This is a genomic window from Streptomyces sp. WAC05374, from assembly GCF_004353505.1.
Classification (GTDB): domain Bacteria; phylum Actinomycetota; class Actinomycetes; order Streptomycetales; family Streptomycetaceae; genus Streptomyces.
The window spans coordinates 344,398-358,540 of record NZ_SMNQ01000001.1 but is presented as its reverse complement, the minus strand read 5'-3'; the positions used below and the strand labels follow the sequence as shown (position 1 = coordinate 358,540).

Annotated in this window: 10 protein-coding genes; 3 read left to right on the top strand and 7 right to left on the bottom strand. The window is 72.7% G+C overall.

From position 1 onward, the window contains the following. Positions 1–305 precede the first annotated feature (305 nt). The 6 genes from E2B92_RS01695 to E2B92_RS34065 form a co-directional block, all read right to left on the bottom strand. The gene (locus E2B92_RS01695; protein WP_235023639.1) at positions 306–2,825 is read right to left on the bottom strand and encodes an acyl-CoA reductase; all 2,520 of its coding nucleotides are present in this window, start codon (positions 2,823–2,825) and stop codon (positions 306–308) included. Continuing rightward, on the bottom strand, positions 2,822–3,973 hold the full coding sequence (locus E2B92_RS01690; protein WP_126888947.1) for a LuxE/PaaK family acyltransferase: 1,152 nt from the start codon (positions 3,971–3,973) through the stop codon (positions 2,822–2,824). The genes E2B92_RS01695 and E2B92_RS01690 overlap by 4 nt, the downstream gene beginning before the upstream one ends. Then, positions 3,970–5,106 (bottom strand): GNAT family N-acetyltransferase, encoded by a 1,137-nt coding sequence (locus E2B92_RS01685; protein ID WP_126888946.1) that lies wholly within the window; start codon positions 5,104–5,106, stop codon positions 3,970–3,972. Before E2B92_RS01685 ends, E2B92_RS01690 begins: the two co-directional genes overlap by 4 nt. Continuing rightward, positions 5,103–6,452: an MFS transporter gene (locus E2B92_RS01680; RefSeq protein WP_126888945.1), complete on the bottom strand. Its 1,350-nt coding sequence runs from the start codon at positions 6,450–6,452 to the stop codon at positions 5,103–5,105. Before E2B92_RS01680 ends, E2B92_RS01685 begins: the two co-directional genes overlap by 4 nt. Further along, positions 6,449–7,720, bottom strand: a complete 1,272-nt coding sequence (locus tag E2B92_RS01675) for a phenylacetate--CoA ligase family protein (RefSeq protein ID WP_126888944.1) — start codon at positions 7,718–7,720, stop codon at positions 6,449–6,451. The genes E2B92_RS01680 and E2B92_RS01675 overlap by 4 nt, the downstream gene beginning before the upstream one ends. A 374-nt stretch (positions 7,721–8,094) precedes the next feature. Further along, positions 8,095–9,450: a MerR family transcriptional regulator gene (locus E2B92_RS34065; RefSeq protein ID WP_443070234.1), complete on the bottom strand. Its 1,356-nt coding sequence runs from the start codon at positions 9,448–9,450 to the stop codon at positions 8,095–8,097. A gap of 276 nt (positions 9,451–9,726) precedes the next feature. Between E2B92_RS34065 and E2B92_RS32850 the strand changes: the two genes are divergently transcribed. Together E2B92_RS32850 and E2B92_RS01660 are read left to right on the top strand one after the other, a co-directional pair. Further along, complete coding sequence (locus E2B92_RS32850; RefSeq protein WP_235023638.1) at positions 9,727–10,164, top strand: peptidoglycan-binding protein; 438 nt, start codon at positions 9,727–9,729, stop codon at positions 10,162–10,164. 278 nt (positions 10,165–10,442) lie between these two features. Then, positions 10,443–12,545, top strand: a complete 2,103-nt coding sequence (locus tag E2B92_RS01660) for a trypsin-like serine peptidase (RefSeq protein ID WP_133087356.1) — start codon at positions 10,443–10,445, stop codon at positions 12,543–12,545. Positions 12,546–12,602: 57 nt separating this feature from the next. Here E2B92_RS01660 and E2B92_RS01655 read toward each other — a convergent pair whose 3' ends face one another. Next, positions 12,603–13,433 (bottom strand): leishmanolysin-related zinc metalloendopeptidase, encoded by an 831-nt coding sequence (locus tag E2B92_RS01655; RefSeq protein ID WP_235023637.1) that lies wholly within the window; start codon positions 13,431–13,433, stop codon positions 12,603–12,605. A gap of 429 nt (positions 13,434–13,862) precedes the next feature. Between E2B92_RS01655 and E2B92_RS32585 the strand changes: the two genes are divergently transcribed. Next, positions 13,863–14,129: a peptidoglycan-binding domain-containing protein gene (locus E2B92_RS32585; protein WP_160159726.1), complete on the top strand. Its 267-nt coding sequence runs from the start codon at positions 13,863–13,865 to the stop codon at positions 14,127–14,129. The last annotated feature ends 14 nt before the right edge of the window (positions 14,130–14,143 follow it).

Here is a 14,143-nt window from a genome sequence, read left to right as displayed (position 1 = left end):
TAAAGGCACGCGCCACCGTCCCGGAGGCACCACGCCTATTTCCACTCTTGGGATTGCCTTATGACAAATACGCCGCAGGCTAACTGACGAGGCATGAGAAGGGCAATCGGGGCGAGATTCAGGGAAGGTTCCGGCCACTCGGCCAGAAATCGGTCAGGAGCGGTCGTGCGCCGGAGCCCGGAAACGGGCACCGGCGCCGCCTCGGCGCACCGGCGGCCCCCTCCCGCGCAGGCGCCGCCCCGGCGCGCCGGGACCGCGGCGGCCCCCCACCCCCAGGGGGCCCCGCCGCCCGGCCGGCGCGGGGACTACGCCCGCGTGTCCACCACACCGCGCAGCTTGCCGCTCGTCGGACTGCGGTCCAGCGACGAGCCGTCCACCGCCTCGACCGACAGGTCGAGCAGCCGCTCCTCCACGGCCGCCCGCAGCTCCGGATAACCGTCCAGGAAGACCTCCCGCAGCCGCTCCGGGTCCGGCGCGCCCGCCCGCTCCACCCGGACGGTGAGCCGCTCACGGGCGTCCTGGCCGGCGAGCACGACCTGGAGCTCGCCGCGGTAGCCGCCCCGCTCCTCCGCGAGGGACACGAAACGGCCGTGATGGAGGGAGTACGTGGCGACCCGCATGACGTCGCCCAGCCTGCCCATCAGCTCGAAACGCGGCGCGTGGCTCCCGCACGGGCAGCGCCCGGGGACCGCGCGGCCGAGGTCACCGATGACGTAACGGCCGAGGTCCTGGCCGCGCCGCTCATGCGTGCTGAAGACCAGGCGGCCCGTCCCGCCGGGCGGCACCGGCCGGTCGGAGTCCAGCGCCAGAATTTCCATCGTGTGCAGGTCGGCGTGGAGGTGGTGCACCCCGCCGGTGCTCTCGGCGCACTGGTAGCCGAGCGGGCCGAGGTCGGTGCTGCCGTACGTCAGGGAGCGGACGACCTCGACGCCGAAGCCCTCCTCTAGCGTGCGCCGCTGCTCGCGGGTGAAGTGCTCGCCACCGTAGAAGATCTTCCGGATGCCGCCGTAGGCGCGCAGCGGACCGGCCTGGTCGTGCAGGAGCTGCCACAGGTACGACGGCATCCCGAAGAGGGTGTCCGCCCCGTGGGTGATGAGCGCCTCGGCCGTCGCCCGGTGGTCGGGGCCGGCCGCCAGCGGCAACTGCACGCCGCCGAGCCGCTCGAGGATGGAGAAGAAGCTGAGGAAACTGCCGTACATGCCGCCGCAGTAGAACAGGTTCGCCGTGCGGTCGCGCACCGGGTCGTAGCCCGCGGCGAGCAGGCCCCGGGCGGCTGCGCGCATCTGCGTGTCGTAGTCGTCGTAGCTGAACAGCGACAGGGCGGGCGCGCCCGTGGTGCCGCCGCTGCGGAAGTACAGCTCGGCGTCGGCCCGCGCGACCGTGCGGTGGCGTTCCTGGACCTCCTCCTTGCCCACCAGGGGGCCGGCGGGCGGCGGCAGGACGACCGGCCGGGCCAGGTCGTCCAGGCAGGCGACGGTGGCGAACCGGTCACCGGCGTGCACCGCCACGCGGCGGCTGTAGCGCTGGAGCGCGTACACGCCGTCGTGCGGCTCGCCGGAGTAGCTGTCGTGCATGGAGCCGACGGGTGTGACGCGCGTGACACCGGCGGCCAGGGCGACGCGTGACAGCTCCGCGACGTCGGTACGGCTGCCCGCGAGGCCGACGGTCTGGAGGTAGCGCCGCATGGGGCGCAGCGTGCCCACCACCCGCTCGCGCGGCAGCGGCTTGACCCACAGGCTGCGGTGCAGCGGGGACGCGGTCAGCGCCGGACGGGTGTCGGCCATGACCCGCCACGAGCCGTCGGGGGCGGCGAACACCCGGGTCAGACCGAGGTGTTCCTCCAGTCGCGCGAGCAGCTCGGTGGTGGTCACCTCCGCCTCCTCGGCGCGGTCCGGCGCCCCGTCGGCGGCGGCGGGCCCGCGCGCCGCCAGGACGTCCGCGAAACGCTCCGCGAACGCGAACACCTCCGCCTCGTCCTCGGTGTCCAGGTACACCACCTGCGGGCTGGCGCACGCCTGCTGCTCGAAGAGGCACACGTCATCCGCCAGGGCGTCGAGCGTCGCCGCCTCGCCCCAGGCGTCGCGCGTCAGGTACGCGAACGAGATGCGGTGCCCCCACTCCACCAGGCGGCACCCCGGCGGCACATGGGTGGCGACGCCCTCCACCGCGCTCTCGCCGCCCCACACGGCGACCGCGTCGGCCTGCGCGCACATCAGGCGCAGCCACTCCTGGCGCGCCGACGGGAAGCGCAGCACGATCACGCGTGCCGCGACGGCACCACTCGGGTCCAGGGCGGCCAGCTCGGCCAGCAGGTGCTGCGCGAGCAGGGTGTCGGAGCCACTGGTCTTGAGGATGTTGACGTTGCCGGCGAGCAGGCCTTCGACGACGCTCAGCGGGGCGACCGTGGCGGCGTTGCCCGGCGCGATGTGCGCGACCAGGCCGACGGGCGCCCACGCCTCGTACACGGTCTCGCGGGCGTCCGGCCGGTTCAGCCGCTGCGGGGCGGTGTCACCCAGCTCGCGGCGCAGCTTGCGCGTGAGCTCACGGCGGCCGAGCAGGGCCCCGAGCTCGGCGAGCAGCGACGGGTCCTCGCCCTCGGGCAGATGGCGCGCGAGCCGGGCGCGCACCGGGTGGGCGGGGTCGAGCAGGGCCGTCGACAGGGCGTCGCAGGCGGCCAGCAGGGTGTGCGTCTCCAGCGGAGTGCCGAGCGCGTCCTGGACCGCTCCCGCGAGCCCGGCCAGGCGCCGCCCGGCCTCCTCGTCCCCGACGAAGGCGCCCTGCCAGTAGTGGTGTTCGCCGGTGCTGTGCGGCTGCACGGTCGTCACGACATTCCCTTCATCAGTTCCGCCGCGGCCACCGCGCAGCTTCGGTTGCGGCTCACCCCGGCACGGCCGTGGACGGTGAACCAGTCGGTGCCCAGCCCGCATCCGCAGGCGTCGCCGGGGTGCACCGAGGCGAGGTCGCCCATGACCACGCTCTGCGCCGGTACGGAGGTGATGTACGGCGACACCAGGTGCAGGAAGCCGGTCTCGCCGTACGGCAGCGGCTCCAGCGTCCGCGTGGAGCGGGCACCGACGCGCGACCAGACCGGGGCGTGCAGCCGGTGGTGGTCGCACTCCACGTACGGGACGCAGTGCTCGACCGAGCCGAACGTGTCACGCACCCGCTCGCCCGGGATGCCGAGCTGCTCGGTGACGCGGGCGTACAGCTCCTCCTTGCCGATGCGCCGGTCGGCGTGGCCCTTCCAGCCGCCGCCCAGCACCACGAGCGAGCCCTCGGGCAGGCGCAGCGGCGGCAGCCCCATGGCCCGCATCCGCTCCAGGGTGAAGAAGAGGAAGGCGGGGAAGCCCAGGATGCGCACGGGCGCGTCGTCCCGCTCGAAGCGCCGCAGCGCCGCGACGCACCCGAAGGGGTCGAACTCGTGACTCCCGCCGCCCGTGTCGCGCAGCGCGTACGCGACGCCGCGCGCCGGCGCGAAGTCGCACAGGTAGTTGTCCGTGAAGGCGGTGCCGAGGTCGAGCGCGGGCGCCGGCTCGTAGCTGTAGAGGAGGTAGTTGACCTCCTGCTCCGGGGTGATCCAGCCGTTGCGTTCGAAGATCCGGGCCACCATGCGCTGCGCCGAGCGGATGGTCCACCGGTCGAAGAACATCTGCGACTTCTGGCCCGTGGTGCCCGAGGACGTCAGGCGCAGCTCGACCTCGTCCCGCGGGATGGACACCACCTCGTGGCGCTTGAAGAAGTTGGCGTGCACCAGTGGCGTGCGGTACGGGTGGGCCGGCGGCGTCGCCTCGTACAGCGAGCGGAAGAACGGGGAGCGTTCGGTGTGCCAGGCGTTGATCTCCGCCATGGCCGCGGCGAACAGCTCGTCCTCGGCGGGCCCGCGGGTGTACGGGTCGGCCAGGTCGCACAGGCGCTGCACGTGCGGCAGCGCGGCGGGGTCGGGGACGCCGACCGGGGCGAGATGGGGATTCATGGGGCAACCTCGAAAGTGGGCAGGTACGTCGACGCCCAGGCCGACAGGTAACAGTCCAGGTAGGGCTGGAGGGGCGGCTCGACCGCGACGCCGCGGAAGTCGATCCGCTCGCTGGACCGGGACAGGACGACGAAGTCGTGGAAGCCGTCCCCGTCCCGCCGCATGGCCGGGTAGAGCGCGCCGGCCACGAACCCCTGGGCCAGGAACGCCGAGAGCGCCTCGTGGTGCGCCAGCGGCACCAGCGCCTCGACGTAGCCCGCGCCCGCCCTGGTGAGCGCCCGGGTGACGGGCTCCAGACAGGCGGCCGCGGCGGCCGGATCGGGGTGGGCGGCGATGAGCGAGCCGTACCCGCCGGCGCGGTTGAGGCAGGCGTACACCTCGAAGCGCCCGTCCTCCGGGGTGAGCAGCACATTGGGCGTGTGCAGCGGGTAGAACCAGCCGCCCGCGTCCGGGAACCGCTCCCGGAAGCGCCTGCGTACGAAGGCGGGGGCCTCGATCATCTCCAGGGGCCCGGTCGCGCCGCACCCGGGCGCGGGGGCCGGTGCCACGGCCCGGGTGCCGTCGTACGTCACGCCCAGGGCGCGCTCGACGGTCCGCAGGAGGGGGAGCAGGGGGGCGGGCACCTCCGGCACGGGGTGGCGCCGCTCCAGTACACCCGGCCGGTGACGCGCGTAGAGCGCGAGGCTCTCGCGGTTGCTCAAGTCCACGGCGTTGGGCAGGACGCCCAACGGGCGGAAGCCGTTGCGTGCGACGACGCGCTGGGGACCGGCGCCGACGGTGCGGACCGTGGCGTACACCGAGTCCAGCCGTCCGGCGTCCAGCGTCCCGGCGCACAGTGCCTCGGTCAGGCGGGCGGCGAGCCCCCCGGACCGGTGGTCGGGGTGCACGGCGAGCCCTTCCAGGCGGCCGATCCGGCTGCCCGGCTCGCTGCGGACGGCCGCCGACCCCGCCAGGGCGCCGGTGCCGGGGCAGCGGGCGACGAGCCACAGCGTGTGCGGATCGTCGACGAACCGGGCCATGGTGGCCGGGTCGGTGCCCAGCGCGACGGGGTAGTGGGGCCCGTAGACGGCGTAGTAGAGCTGGCGCAGCTCGGCGATGTCCGCGGCCCGGGCGGGCGTGATGGGGGCGTTCACCGTGCACCTCCGGCAGTTGCGGGCCGCGGGGCGCTGCGCCCCGTGAGCAGGGCCAGGGCACACGCGGCGGGCACCAGGCCGGCGGCCTGCACCAGGCACAGCGTCTGCGCCGGCAGGTGGTCCCCGGCGAACCCGAACAGCAGCGAGCCCACCGGGAACGTCGCCCCCAGCACGGCCTGCATCACGGCGAAGAAGCCGGGCTTGTCGGCCGTGGGCACCAACCGCTGGAACAGGGCCACGAACCGGACCCCCACGACGCCCACGCACCACCCCGCCACGGCCAGGCAGCCGGCGAACACCGGGCGGGCCGCGAACAGCCCCGGCAGCGCCAGGGCGACGGCCATCAGCCCCAGGCACAGCGCGCCCGTCACGGTGGGCCGCCCCGGGACCCGCGCGCCGGTGAACGAGCCGACCAGCGTGCCGATGCCCAGCGAGGCCTCCAGCAACGCCACCGTCCCCCCGCCCCCGGCCAGCACGGACCGGGTGTACAGCGGGATGACGACGAAGACGGCCGTGGTGAAGAGGTTGGCCGCGGTGAAGCAGAGCAGGATGCGCCGGACGTAGGGCAGTTCGCCCAGGATGCGGCGCAACGTGCGCGGGGCGGCCGGTCCGCCGTCCGCCGTCGTGGTGTGCTCGTTCGGCGTACGGCCGTCTCCCGGCGCGGCGGGGGACGCGGCCCGGAAGCGTACGCCGGTGATGAGCAGCGCGGCCGTGACGTAGGCGGTCGCGCAGCCCGCCGCGAGTCCGGCCACCCCGGCCCGGTCGACGATCAGCGCGCCGAGCAGCGCACCGCCGAGACCGGCCAGGGACTGCGTGGACAGCTCGAAGCCGGTGGCCGCCTCGATGTCCTCGTCGTCGACGAGTTCGGGCACGGAGGTCGTCAGGCAGGGGTCGAAGAAGGCCTGGCAGGCCGCCAGGGCCAGGGCGGCGGCGTAGGCGGCCGGCAGCGGCAGGTCGCCCGACCAGGCCCACGCCGCCAGGGCCGCCGCGGCGGCGCCCGCCACCCCTGCGGCGGCGCGCAGGACGGAACGGTGGGCGATCCGGGCCACGGCACGGGCCACGACCGGCGCGAGGGCGACGGCGGGCAGTGTGCTGACGGCCATGAGGACCCCGGAGGCCAGGCCCTGCCCGCCCTCGACGGCGTAGGCGACGAGCCACCAGGAGACACCCACCTGGAACATGCGCACGGCGGCCTGTGTCAGGACCTGCCCGAGCCACACGGCGCCGAACGCACGGTTCCGCAGCACGAGCGGCAGCCGCCGCTCCCGGGCCGGGGGAGTGGTCCGGCCCCTGGCGCCGTCCGCGCTCGTGGCACGGGGGGCGCTCGGGGCACTGGGGGCGGTCATGCCGTCGGCCTCTCGTCGAGTACGCGGACGAGCTTGCCCGTACGCGGGTTGGCGGCGAGGTCGCGGTGGCGCGCCCACTGCACGGCGAGCGGGTGCACGAAGCCGGCGCGGACACTGTCGGGGTAGAGCGGCCGGGCGTTCTCCAGCGCCGAGACGACGGCCTTCGCGAGCGGCTCCAGACCGGCCGGGTCGTCGTCCCCCGGCGCGGTGGCCAGCCGGAGGATCAGCCCGTCGCGGCCGTCCCAGCGGCGTACGACCAGTTGCATGCCGACGACGCGGCCGGTGGTGTCGGCCCCGGAGACGGCGTCCTGGGCGTCCTGCGCGTAGAGGGACACCGGCCCCACCCGGACGCCCTCCTCGGCGCGCCCGAGGATGCGGAAGTGACCGGCCGCCGGGTCCGTCCACTCGGCGCGGTCGCCCGCCGGGTAGCGGATGATGGGCATGAGGCGGCGGAAGAGGCTGGTGACGACGACCCGCCCGGGGCGCCCCGGCTCGGCGATCGGCTCGTCCGTGGCGTCGTCGAGGATCTCGACCACCGAGTGCGGCGTGAACGCGCGGTGTACGCGCGGATCGGCACCCGGCACGGGACGGCCGAGCAGGCCGGCGTCGACACTGGCGTAACCGACCGAACGCGCCTCGGCGTTCGGGAACGCGGCGGCCAGCAGGCGCCGCTGGTCGGCGAAGAGCGCCTCCCCGCCGAACAGGATCAGCTCCACGGCGTCCGGCCGGGTCCCGGTGGCGACCACGTGGTCGGCCAGCCGGCACAGCGTGGTCGGCGTACCGGCCACGACCTGGGCGGAGAAGTCGCGCAGCGTGGGCACCGTCGACTCCAGCGGTGCGGCGCCGCCGATCGGCAGCCGGACGTTGTCGACGGGGCAGTGGGCGAGCGCATCGAGGATGAACAGGAAGCTCGCGTACAGCTCGCCCGCGTAGAACAGGTCCGCGACACGGTGTCCCGGCCGCAGCCCGGCGTCCACCAGCCCGTGGCCGAAGGCGGTGACGAACGTGCGCCACTCGTCGCGGGTGTAGACGGAGAACTTGGGTGCGCCGGTGGTCCCGCCGGTCTTGTACACCGTCGCCTCACTGAGGGGACCGGTCAGGACACGGTTGTCCCGCACGGTGTTGGCCGACCAGAACGCCTGCTGGTCGACGACCGGCAGGTCGGTGAGGCGGTCGGCGTCCGGCGGCAGGGACGCGTAAAGATCGCGGTAGAAGGGTGAGTTGTGACGGGCGAACCGTATGAGGTCCGGTAGCTGATGGGCGGACATGCGGCCTTTGCCTAGGTGAATGGAACAGGGTGGGAGTCACCGCGGCGTGGCGAGACCACGAACTCGCCGCCTGCGGGATCGAACGGTCTGCGGGGGAGACCCCCGAGCCCCCCGCCCCTGAAGCGCGCCGGAAACTGACGCGCAGTCATGATAATGGATCATTCGTGTGTCCATCGCAAAATTGACCGCATTTATTTCGCTATGCCTGGCCGAAAACGACACTTCTTGCGGTGTGTGGCGGTGTGTGCCGTGCTGCGTCCATCGGCCGCCACAATGGGGGGAGTTGGCCCGGAAGGTCGGCCGGCGTGCGTCGGTGTACGGGCAGGTGACCGAACATCAGAGCGCGGGCGAGGGGCCCGGCGCGGTGTGGTGGGTCATGCGGCGGGGCCCGGCGCGGTGGAACGCCGTGAGGTGTCCCGTCGGGTGATGGCCTCGGCCACCTCGTCGACGGCGGTACGGATCATGGCGCCGTACGGGCCGTCGGGGAGGGCGGGGGCGTGCCGGCGGGCCGCCTCGATGTGCTCGGCGGCGGCGCGGAAGGAGCCGAGCCGGCGGTGGTCGTCGGCGAGGTTGAGGTGGAGGGACGGATGGAACCCCGCGACACGGAGGCCGGCGTGATGTTCCTGGGCGCGCTGCTCGGTGAGTGCGTCGGCCGCGTCCAGGGCCCGCAGGTCCCAGGTCAGGGCCTCGGCCGGGTCTTCGCAGAGGTCGGCCAGGTGGTGCGCGAGCGTGCAGCGGTGCAGGGGGTCGCCGGTGACCCCGATCGTGGCCCAGAGGTCCAGGAGCTCGCGCCGGGCGGAGGCGGAGCGGCCGGCATGGCCCTCGGCGACGGCCTGCCCGATCGCCTCCATGGTCGGGTCGGGTCGGGGTGGGCGGGAGCGGGGTGGGCGGCGGTGGGGTGAGCGGGGCCGGCGTCGGTGGGATTGGGGTCGGTGGGATTGGGGTCGGTGGGAGTGGCGGCCATGGGGGTGGCGGTCATGGGGGGCGGTCATGGGAATCCTTCGCGGTCGGCTCACTCGGAGCGTTGGTCCTGGACGGGCATGGCGAGGGTGGTGAGGTCCCCGCGGTCGGCAGTGCCGGTCGTCCCGTTCGCCCAGCCGCAGCCACATTCCGTGCGGCGTCGCCTCCAGGCGCACCAGCGGGCTGCGGCGGACCTCCGGGACCGCTGCCCGCAGGTCGTCCCCCTCGATGGTGGCGGCCCAGCAGGTGGTCCCGGGCCCACCGGTCGCCAGGGTCCGGGTGGAGAGCCGGTAGCGGTCGGTGGCGGTCAGGGTGACCGCTTCCGGGGTTGCCTCGACGCGCAGGCCGCCGAGCGCCGGCATCCCCGGCTCGCGCGCTGTGGCGGTCAGGACCTGCTCGACCGCGTCGGCCAGTACGGGGCCCTTCAGCGTGGTGACCGGCACGGCGGGCGCTCGGGTGAGCGAGGCCTTGACGGTCATGGCCGGCCGCTGGGCCGCCGCCGCCTCCCCGAGCACCTTGGCGACGTGCTCGTCGATCAGCCGGGACGCGTCGTCGGGGCCGGCGTCGAGCACCGCTTCGACCGTGGTGAGGGGCATGGCCGCCTCGCGGAGCCGGCGCAGTGTGACGGCCCGCGGCACCTGGTGCGCGCCGTAGTAGCGGTAACCCGAGAACGGGTCGACCTCGGCGGGGCGCAGCAGCCCGCAATCGGCGTGGAAACGCAGCGCGCTGGGCGTCAGGCCGCTGCGCCGGGCGAAGTCCCCGATCGGCATCAGTTCGGCGTGTGGCACCCCGGCATCATCGAGCTTCAGCCAGGTCGAAGGTCAACACCGGCCACAGCCCACCGCCCCGCCGGCCTGTGACCCGCCGCCCCACCCGCCAAGGCCACCGCCCCCGTGGTCGCCGGTTCAAATGTCACCCGGTCAATTACCTCAATTTCGTTGAACATCCCTGAACTGACGTCAGGTGCGTGCCCCAGGTATCGCGATGGGTCGTTCGAGCGCAATTGCAGCCATGCATATGCCGGAGAATGCGCCTAGCATAAAAGCATGGAAACTGAAGGTAAATACTACACAGTCAAGACGGGTGACACTCTGTACGCGATCGCGCGGACCTTCGGCACCACGGTCGAGCAGCTACAGGCGTGGAACAACATCCCGAACCCGAACATCATCAAGATCGGCCAACGGCTGATCGTCAGCCAGGAAGCACCGCAGCCCGGCGCGCAGTTCGTCCCCTTCCCGGGAGCTGCCTGGTTCAAGACTCAACCGAACAGCCCCATCATCGCCATGATGGGAGCCCGTCTGATCGAGGAGAGGTGCTCGGCATACGGCCCGGGCGGCCCCTCGGCCCAGTGGAACCAGCAGCACCGCGACTCCTATGCCATGTGGCAGCGCAAGCTCGGATTCAGGGGCGCGGACGCCGACGGCTGGCCGGGGGAGAAGTCCTGGACCAAGCTCCGGGTTCCCTACCAGGTATTCGCCTAGGGCGGTCACCGCCCGGTGCGGAGAGGAGACCACACACACGCCCGGAGGGGCCGCCGCACGGAGCCGCCGGGTGAAGCGGACATCGAAGCAACACACAGTGCCTCCCGTGGGGTTGTGTCCGGGTGGGGCCGCTCCGCGGGAGGTCCATCAGCACCCCGCCCCGGCAGGCGGATGGCACCGCCGTCCCCGGGGAGGCGGTGACCGGCCCCGTCGTGCGACCGGCCCGCCGTCACCTGCCGAGCAGCGGGCACAGCCCGGGAACAGACCGGAGGCCGGACATGGCAGTGACGGTTAGCGAGGGCGCGGAACGGCTCATGCAGGCCGAGGCCGCGGCCGAGCGGTATCAACGGACGAGCGCCGAGCGTCAGGACGTCGAGCGGCAGTTGGACGCGGGGGTGAAGTTCCCCGACTCACCGGAGGCCATCGCGGTACGCGCCGCACGGCTGCTCGATCGCCAGGCGGTGCCCGCCGCTGCGGCGGTGGAGAGCATCCGCGACGAGCACCTGACCGCGCCCGCCGCCTACGAACGCATCCTCGGCCTGTCGAAGGAGTTGCAGGCATGGAGCTTCCTCCCGCGCGGGGCACGGGCGGCGCGCACGGTCGCCCGGATCTCCGCCCGGGAGAACGGCCGCGAGCTGCCCATCGGCACCGGCTTCCTGGTTTCGCCGCGCCTGCTGATGACCAACCACCACGTCCTGCCCGACGCGGCGTCCACGCAGCAGTGCCTCGTCGAGTTCGACGCCCAGGTCACCGTCGACAACACCCCCGGGGCCTCGATCCGGCTGGAGCTCGACCCCGGCACGTTCTTCGTCGCGAACGAGCGGCTGGACTTCGCCCTGGTGCTGGTCCGCTCCGCCGACGGTGTGCCGCCGGGGGAGGTGTTCGGGTGGAACAGGCTCAGCGTCCAGCTCGGCAAGCTGGTCATCGGTGAGCCGGTGAACGTCATCGGCCATCCCATGGGCCGCCTCAAGGAGGTCGCGGTCCGCGACAACGCCCTCCAGGTCCGCATGGACGACTTCCTGCACTACAAGACCGACACGGAGCCCGGAAACTCCGGCTCGCCGGTCTTCAACGACCAGTGGGAAGTGGTCGCCCTGCACCACAGCGGGGTGCCGGACAAGGACGAGCGGGGCCGCACCCTGCGCAAGGACGGCAAGGTGTGGCAGCCCGGCGACGGCGACGACGCCATCGCCTGGGTCGCGAACGAAGGCGTACGCATCAGCTCCATCCTCACTCACCTCGCCGGGCTGCCGCTCGACCCGGCCGGACGCGCCCTGCTGGCCGAGATGGGGCCGGACTCTGGCCTCCAGGAAGCCGGCGCCCCACCGCGGACGGCCCCCCTGCCACCCGCCGACGCCACCGGAACCCCGCCCGCGGCCACCACCGGAACCCCGCCCGTGGCCACCACCGGAACCCCGCCCGTGGCCCCCGGTCCCACGCGGGAGTCCACCGGCACCCGTGTCGGCCTCCGCGCCGGCCCGACCGCGTTCGGCGGCACCCGCCACCTCGTGTTCGTCCACGGCAGGAGCCAGCAGGGCAAGGACGTCGAGATGCTCCGCCGGGACTGGTCCGCAGGACTCAACCACGGGCTCACCCGCGCCGGAATGGCACCGATCGACCCGGGGGACACCTGGTTCCCGTACTACGGCGACACGCTCATCGGCGCGGTCGAGCGGAACGAGTCGGTTCCCCGCCCGGCCACCGCGACACGGACGGCCACGGCCGGCATGGCGGCGGAGGCGTGCGCACCGGCGGGCCCGGCCAGAGGCACCTATGAGCGGCTCATCGCCGAGGCGGCGGCGAACGCCCACATGCCGCCGGACGGCGCCACGGCGAACGAGGCGTTCGGGGGCTCGCTCGTCGGGGCGCTGCAACGGCAACTGAGCTGGCTGGCCGCGAAGACCGACCTGGACGAGTGGGTCATCGCCACGATCCTCCGTGACGTCGCCGCCTACCTCGACGACCAGGAGGTCCGTGAAGCGGTGCTGAACGAAGTGCTCCGCTCGGTGCCCACGTCCGGCGAGCTCGTCCTCGTGACGCACAGCCTCGGCACCGTCGTCGGCATGGATCTCCTGACGCGCCTCGGCCCGGACGTGAACATGGCCCTGCTGGTCACCGCCGGCAGCCCCCTCGGGCTGGACACCGTCCAGAGCCGGCTCCTCGTCGGCGGCCCCAAACTCCCGGACGGCCAGTTCCCGTGGGTCAACGTCTGGTGCCCGAACGACGCCGTGGCGATCGGATGCCCCCTCGGTGACACGTGGCAGAGTGAGCTGACCGACATGGCCGTCACCAACGCCCGGGACCGGGCGCACGACATCGAGGAGTACCTGCTCCACCCGGAGGTCGCCGCAAGGATCGGGACGGTCCTCGGGGCGGCGTGACACCGGTGCCGGCGCCCGGCCCGGACATCCGGGCCGGGCGCCGGCACGCGCACCGGCTCAGGGCCTCTCGGCCGGGACACGGGTGGGGATGGTCGGGAGCACCACGTGCCGGCTCACCGACGGCAGGACGCGGCCGGAGGCCGCGATCTCGAACAGATCCGGAAGTACGTAGTCCTCGGCGGCGTCGAGATCGACCGCGTACCCGAGGTCACCCAGGCTCGCCGCCGTCAGCCGGCTCAGCGGGTTGTCGCGGCCCTCGATGTTCGGCGACATCAGCTCGTTGACGAAGACGCTCTCCCGCCAGTGACCGCCCGCACTGCCGGAGCCGCCCTCGTTGGCCACCGGCACCGGGGTGGGCCCCCTGTCCTTGAGCCTGCCGAACTCCTCCATGGCACCCGGCCCGACGAAGGTCGGGTCGGTTCCCGGGAAGTCCTTGAGGAGCCCGAAGTCCGTCCAGACGGTGCCGATTCCCAGCACGTGCCCCATCTCGTGCGTGATGACGTCGAGCAGTGTCCCCTCACCTTCCATCGCGGCCAGGTCGGCACTGTCGAACCTCATGATGCCCGTCACGGGAAGCCCGGCTCCGCTGGACGCCTCACTGCTGCGCAGCCGGGTGGGTCCGGCCTCCCCGAGGGTGTTGGGATTGTTGTTGACGCCGTCGATCGGGACGCCCTCGGCGTCTATCAGGAGGTCGTCGACCACCACCTCACCGGAGAAGTCGCGAATGATCGCGGTTTCCAGGTCTCCCACCATGACGCGCGCCCAACGGTCGGCGGCCTCCGCGAAGACGCTCTTCTGGCTGTTCGTCAGTCCTCGGACGAACCGCACCTCTATCTGGAACGGGGATGTGGTCTCGGCGAGCTCAGCGGCACGGCCACTGTCCGCCACAGCCCGGTACGTTTCGAATGCGTAAGGGGTCAGCCTGCCCATGGTCACCACTTCCGTCGCGTGCAGCCCAATTGGCCCCCTCTTCAACGGTATGCCTATTCAGGTCGGCAGGCCATGCCCTCAAGTGCTGTTGAGAATTCTCCCGTTGAACTTTCTCTTATTCAATTCGGTGGCCGGGTGCCGTACGCTGGAAGGACACGAGCAAGTCGACATGGAAAGCGCACAATCGCCCGACACCTTCGGGGCCATGGACCAACAGCACAGGTGGCACCCAGGGAAGCGGCTGTTCCCCTCCGCAGACAGGACCGGCAGTCAGGACCAACAGCCCGGCCGGCAGGCACCTGCCCACACCCGCGAGGGCGCCACCGGGGGAGAAGCGCGGTCGTCGCCCCGAACTCTCTGAAGGACCATGTGAGACAGGAGTTCGCCATGGCCGTCGACATCTGCAACCACACCAATGCCCGCCCCACGATCAAAATCGGCTCCTCGGGAGTCGGTGTGCAACAGGCACAGTGTTACCTCAACAATTCCCTGACGGGTGAGGGACTCGTCGTCGACGGAATCTTCGGCCCCCTCACGGACGCCGCGGTGCGCAGGTTCCAGGGGTGCGCGGACATCACGGTCGACGGCCTCTGCGGAGCGCAGACCTGGTCCCATCTGACGTTCTGGGCCAACAGCCCGGACTTCGTCTGCTGAAACATCCGTCCGGC

Bases quoted from the DNA above. Each gene is read 5' to 3' on its own strand.
- E2B92_RS01690 (WP_126888947.1), bottom strand. From the start codon at position 3,973: ATGAATCCCCATCTCGCCCCGGTCGGCGTCCCCGACCCCGCCGCGCTG.
- E2B92_RS01680 (WP_126888945.1), bottom strand. From the start codon at position 6,452: ATGACCGCCCCCAGTGCCCCGAGCGCCCCCCGTGCCACGAGCGCGGAC.
- E2B92_RS01675 (WP_126888944.1), bottom strand. From the start codon at position 7,720: ATGTCCGCCCATCAGCTACCGGACCTCATACGGTTCGCCCGTCACAAC.
- E2B92_RS34065 (WP_443070234.1), bottom strand. From the start codon at position 9,450: ATGCCGATCGGGGACTTCGCCCGGCGCAGCGGCCTGACGCCCAGCGCG.
- E2B92_RS32850 (WP_235023638.1), top strand. From the start codon at position 9,727: ATGGAAACTGAAGGTAAATACTACACAGTCAAGACGGGTGACACTCTG.
- E2B92_RS01660 (WP_133087356.1), top strand. From the start codon at position 10,443: ATGGCAGTGACGGTTAGCGAGGGCGCGGAACGGCTCATGCAGGCCGAG.
- E2B92_RS32585 (WP_160159726.1), top strand. From the start codon at position 13,863: ATGGCCGTCGACATCTGCAACCACACCAATGCCCGCCCCACGATCAAA.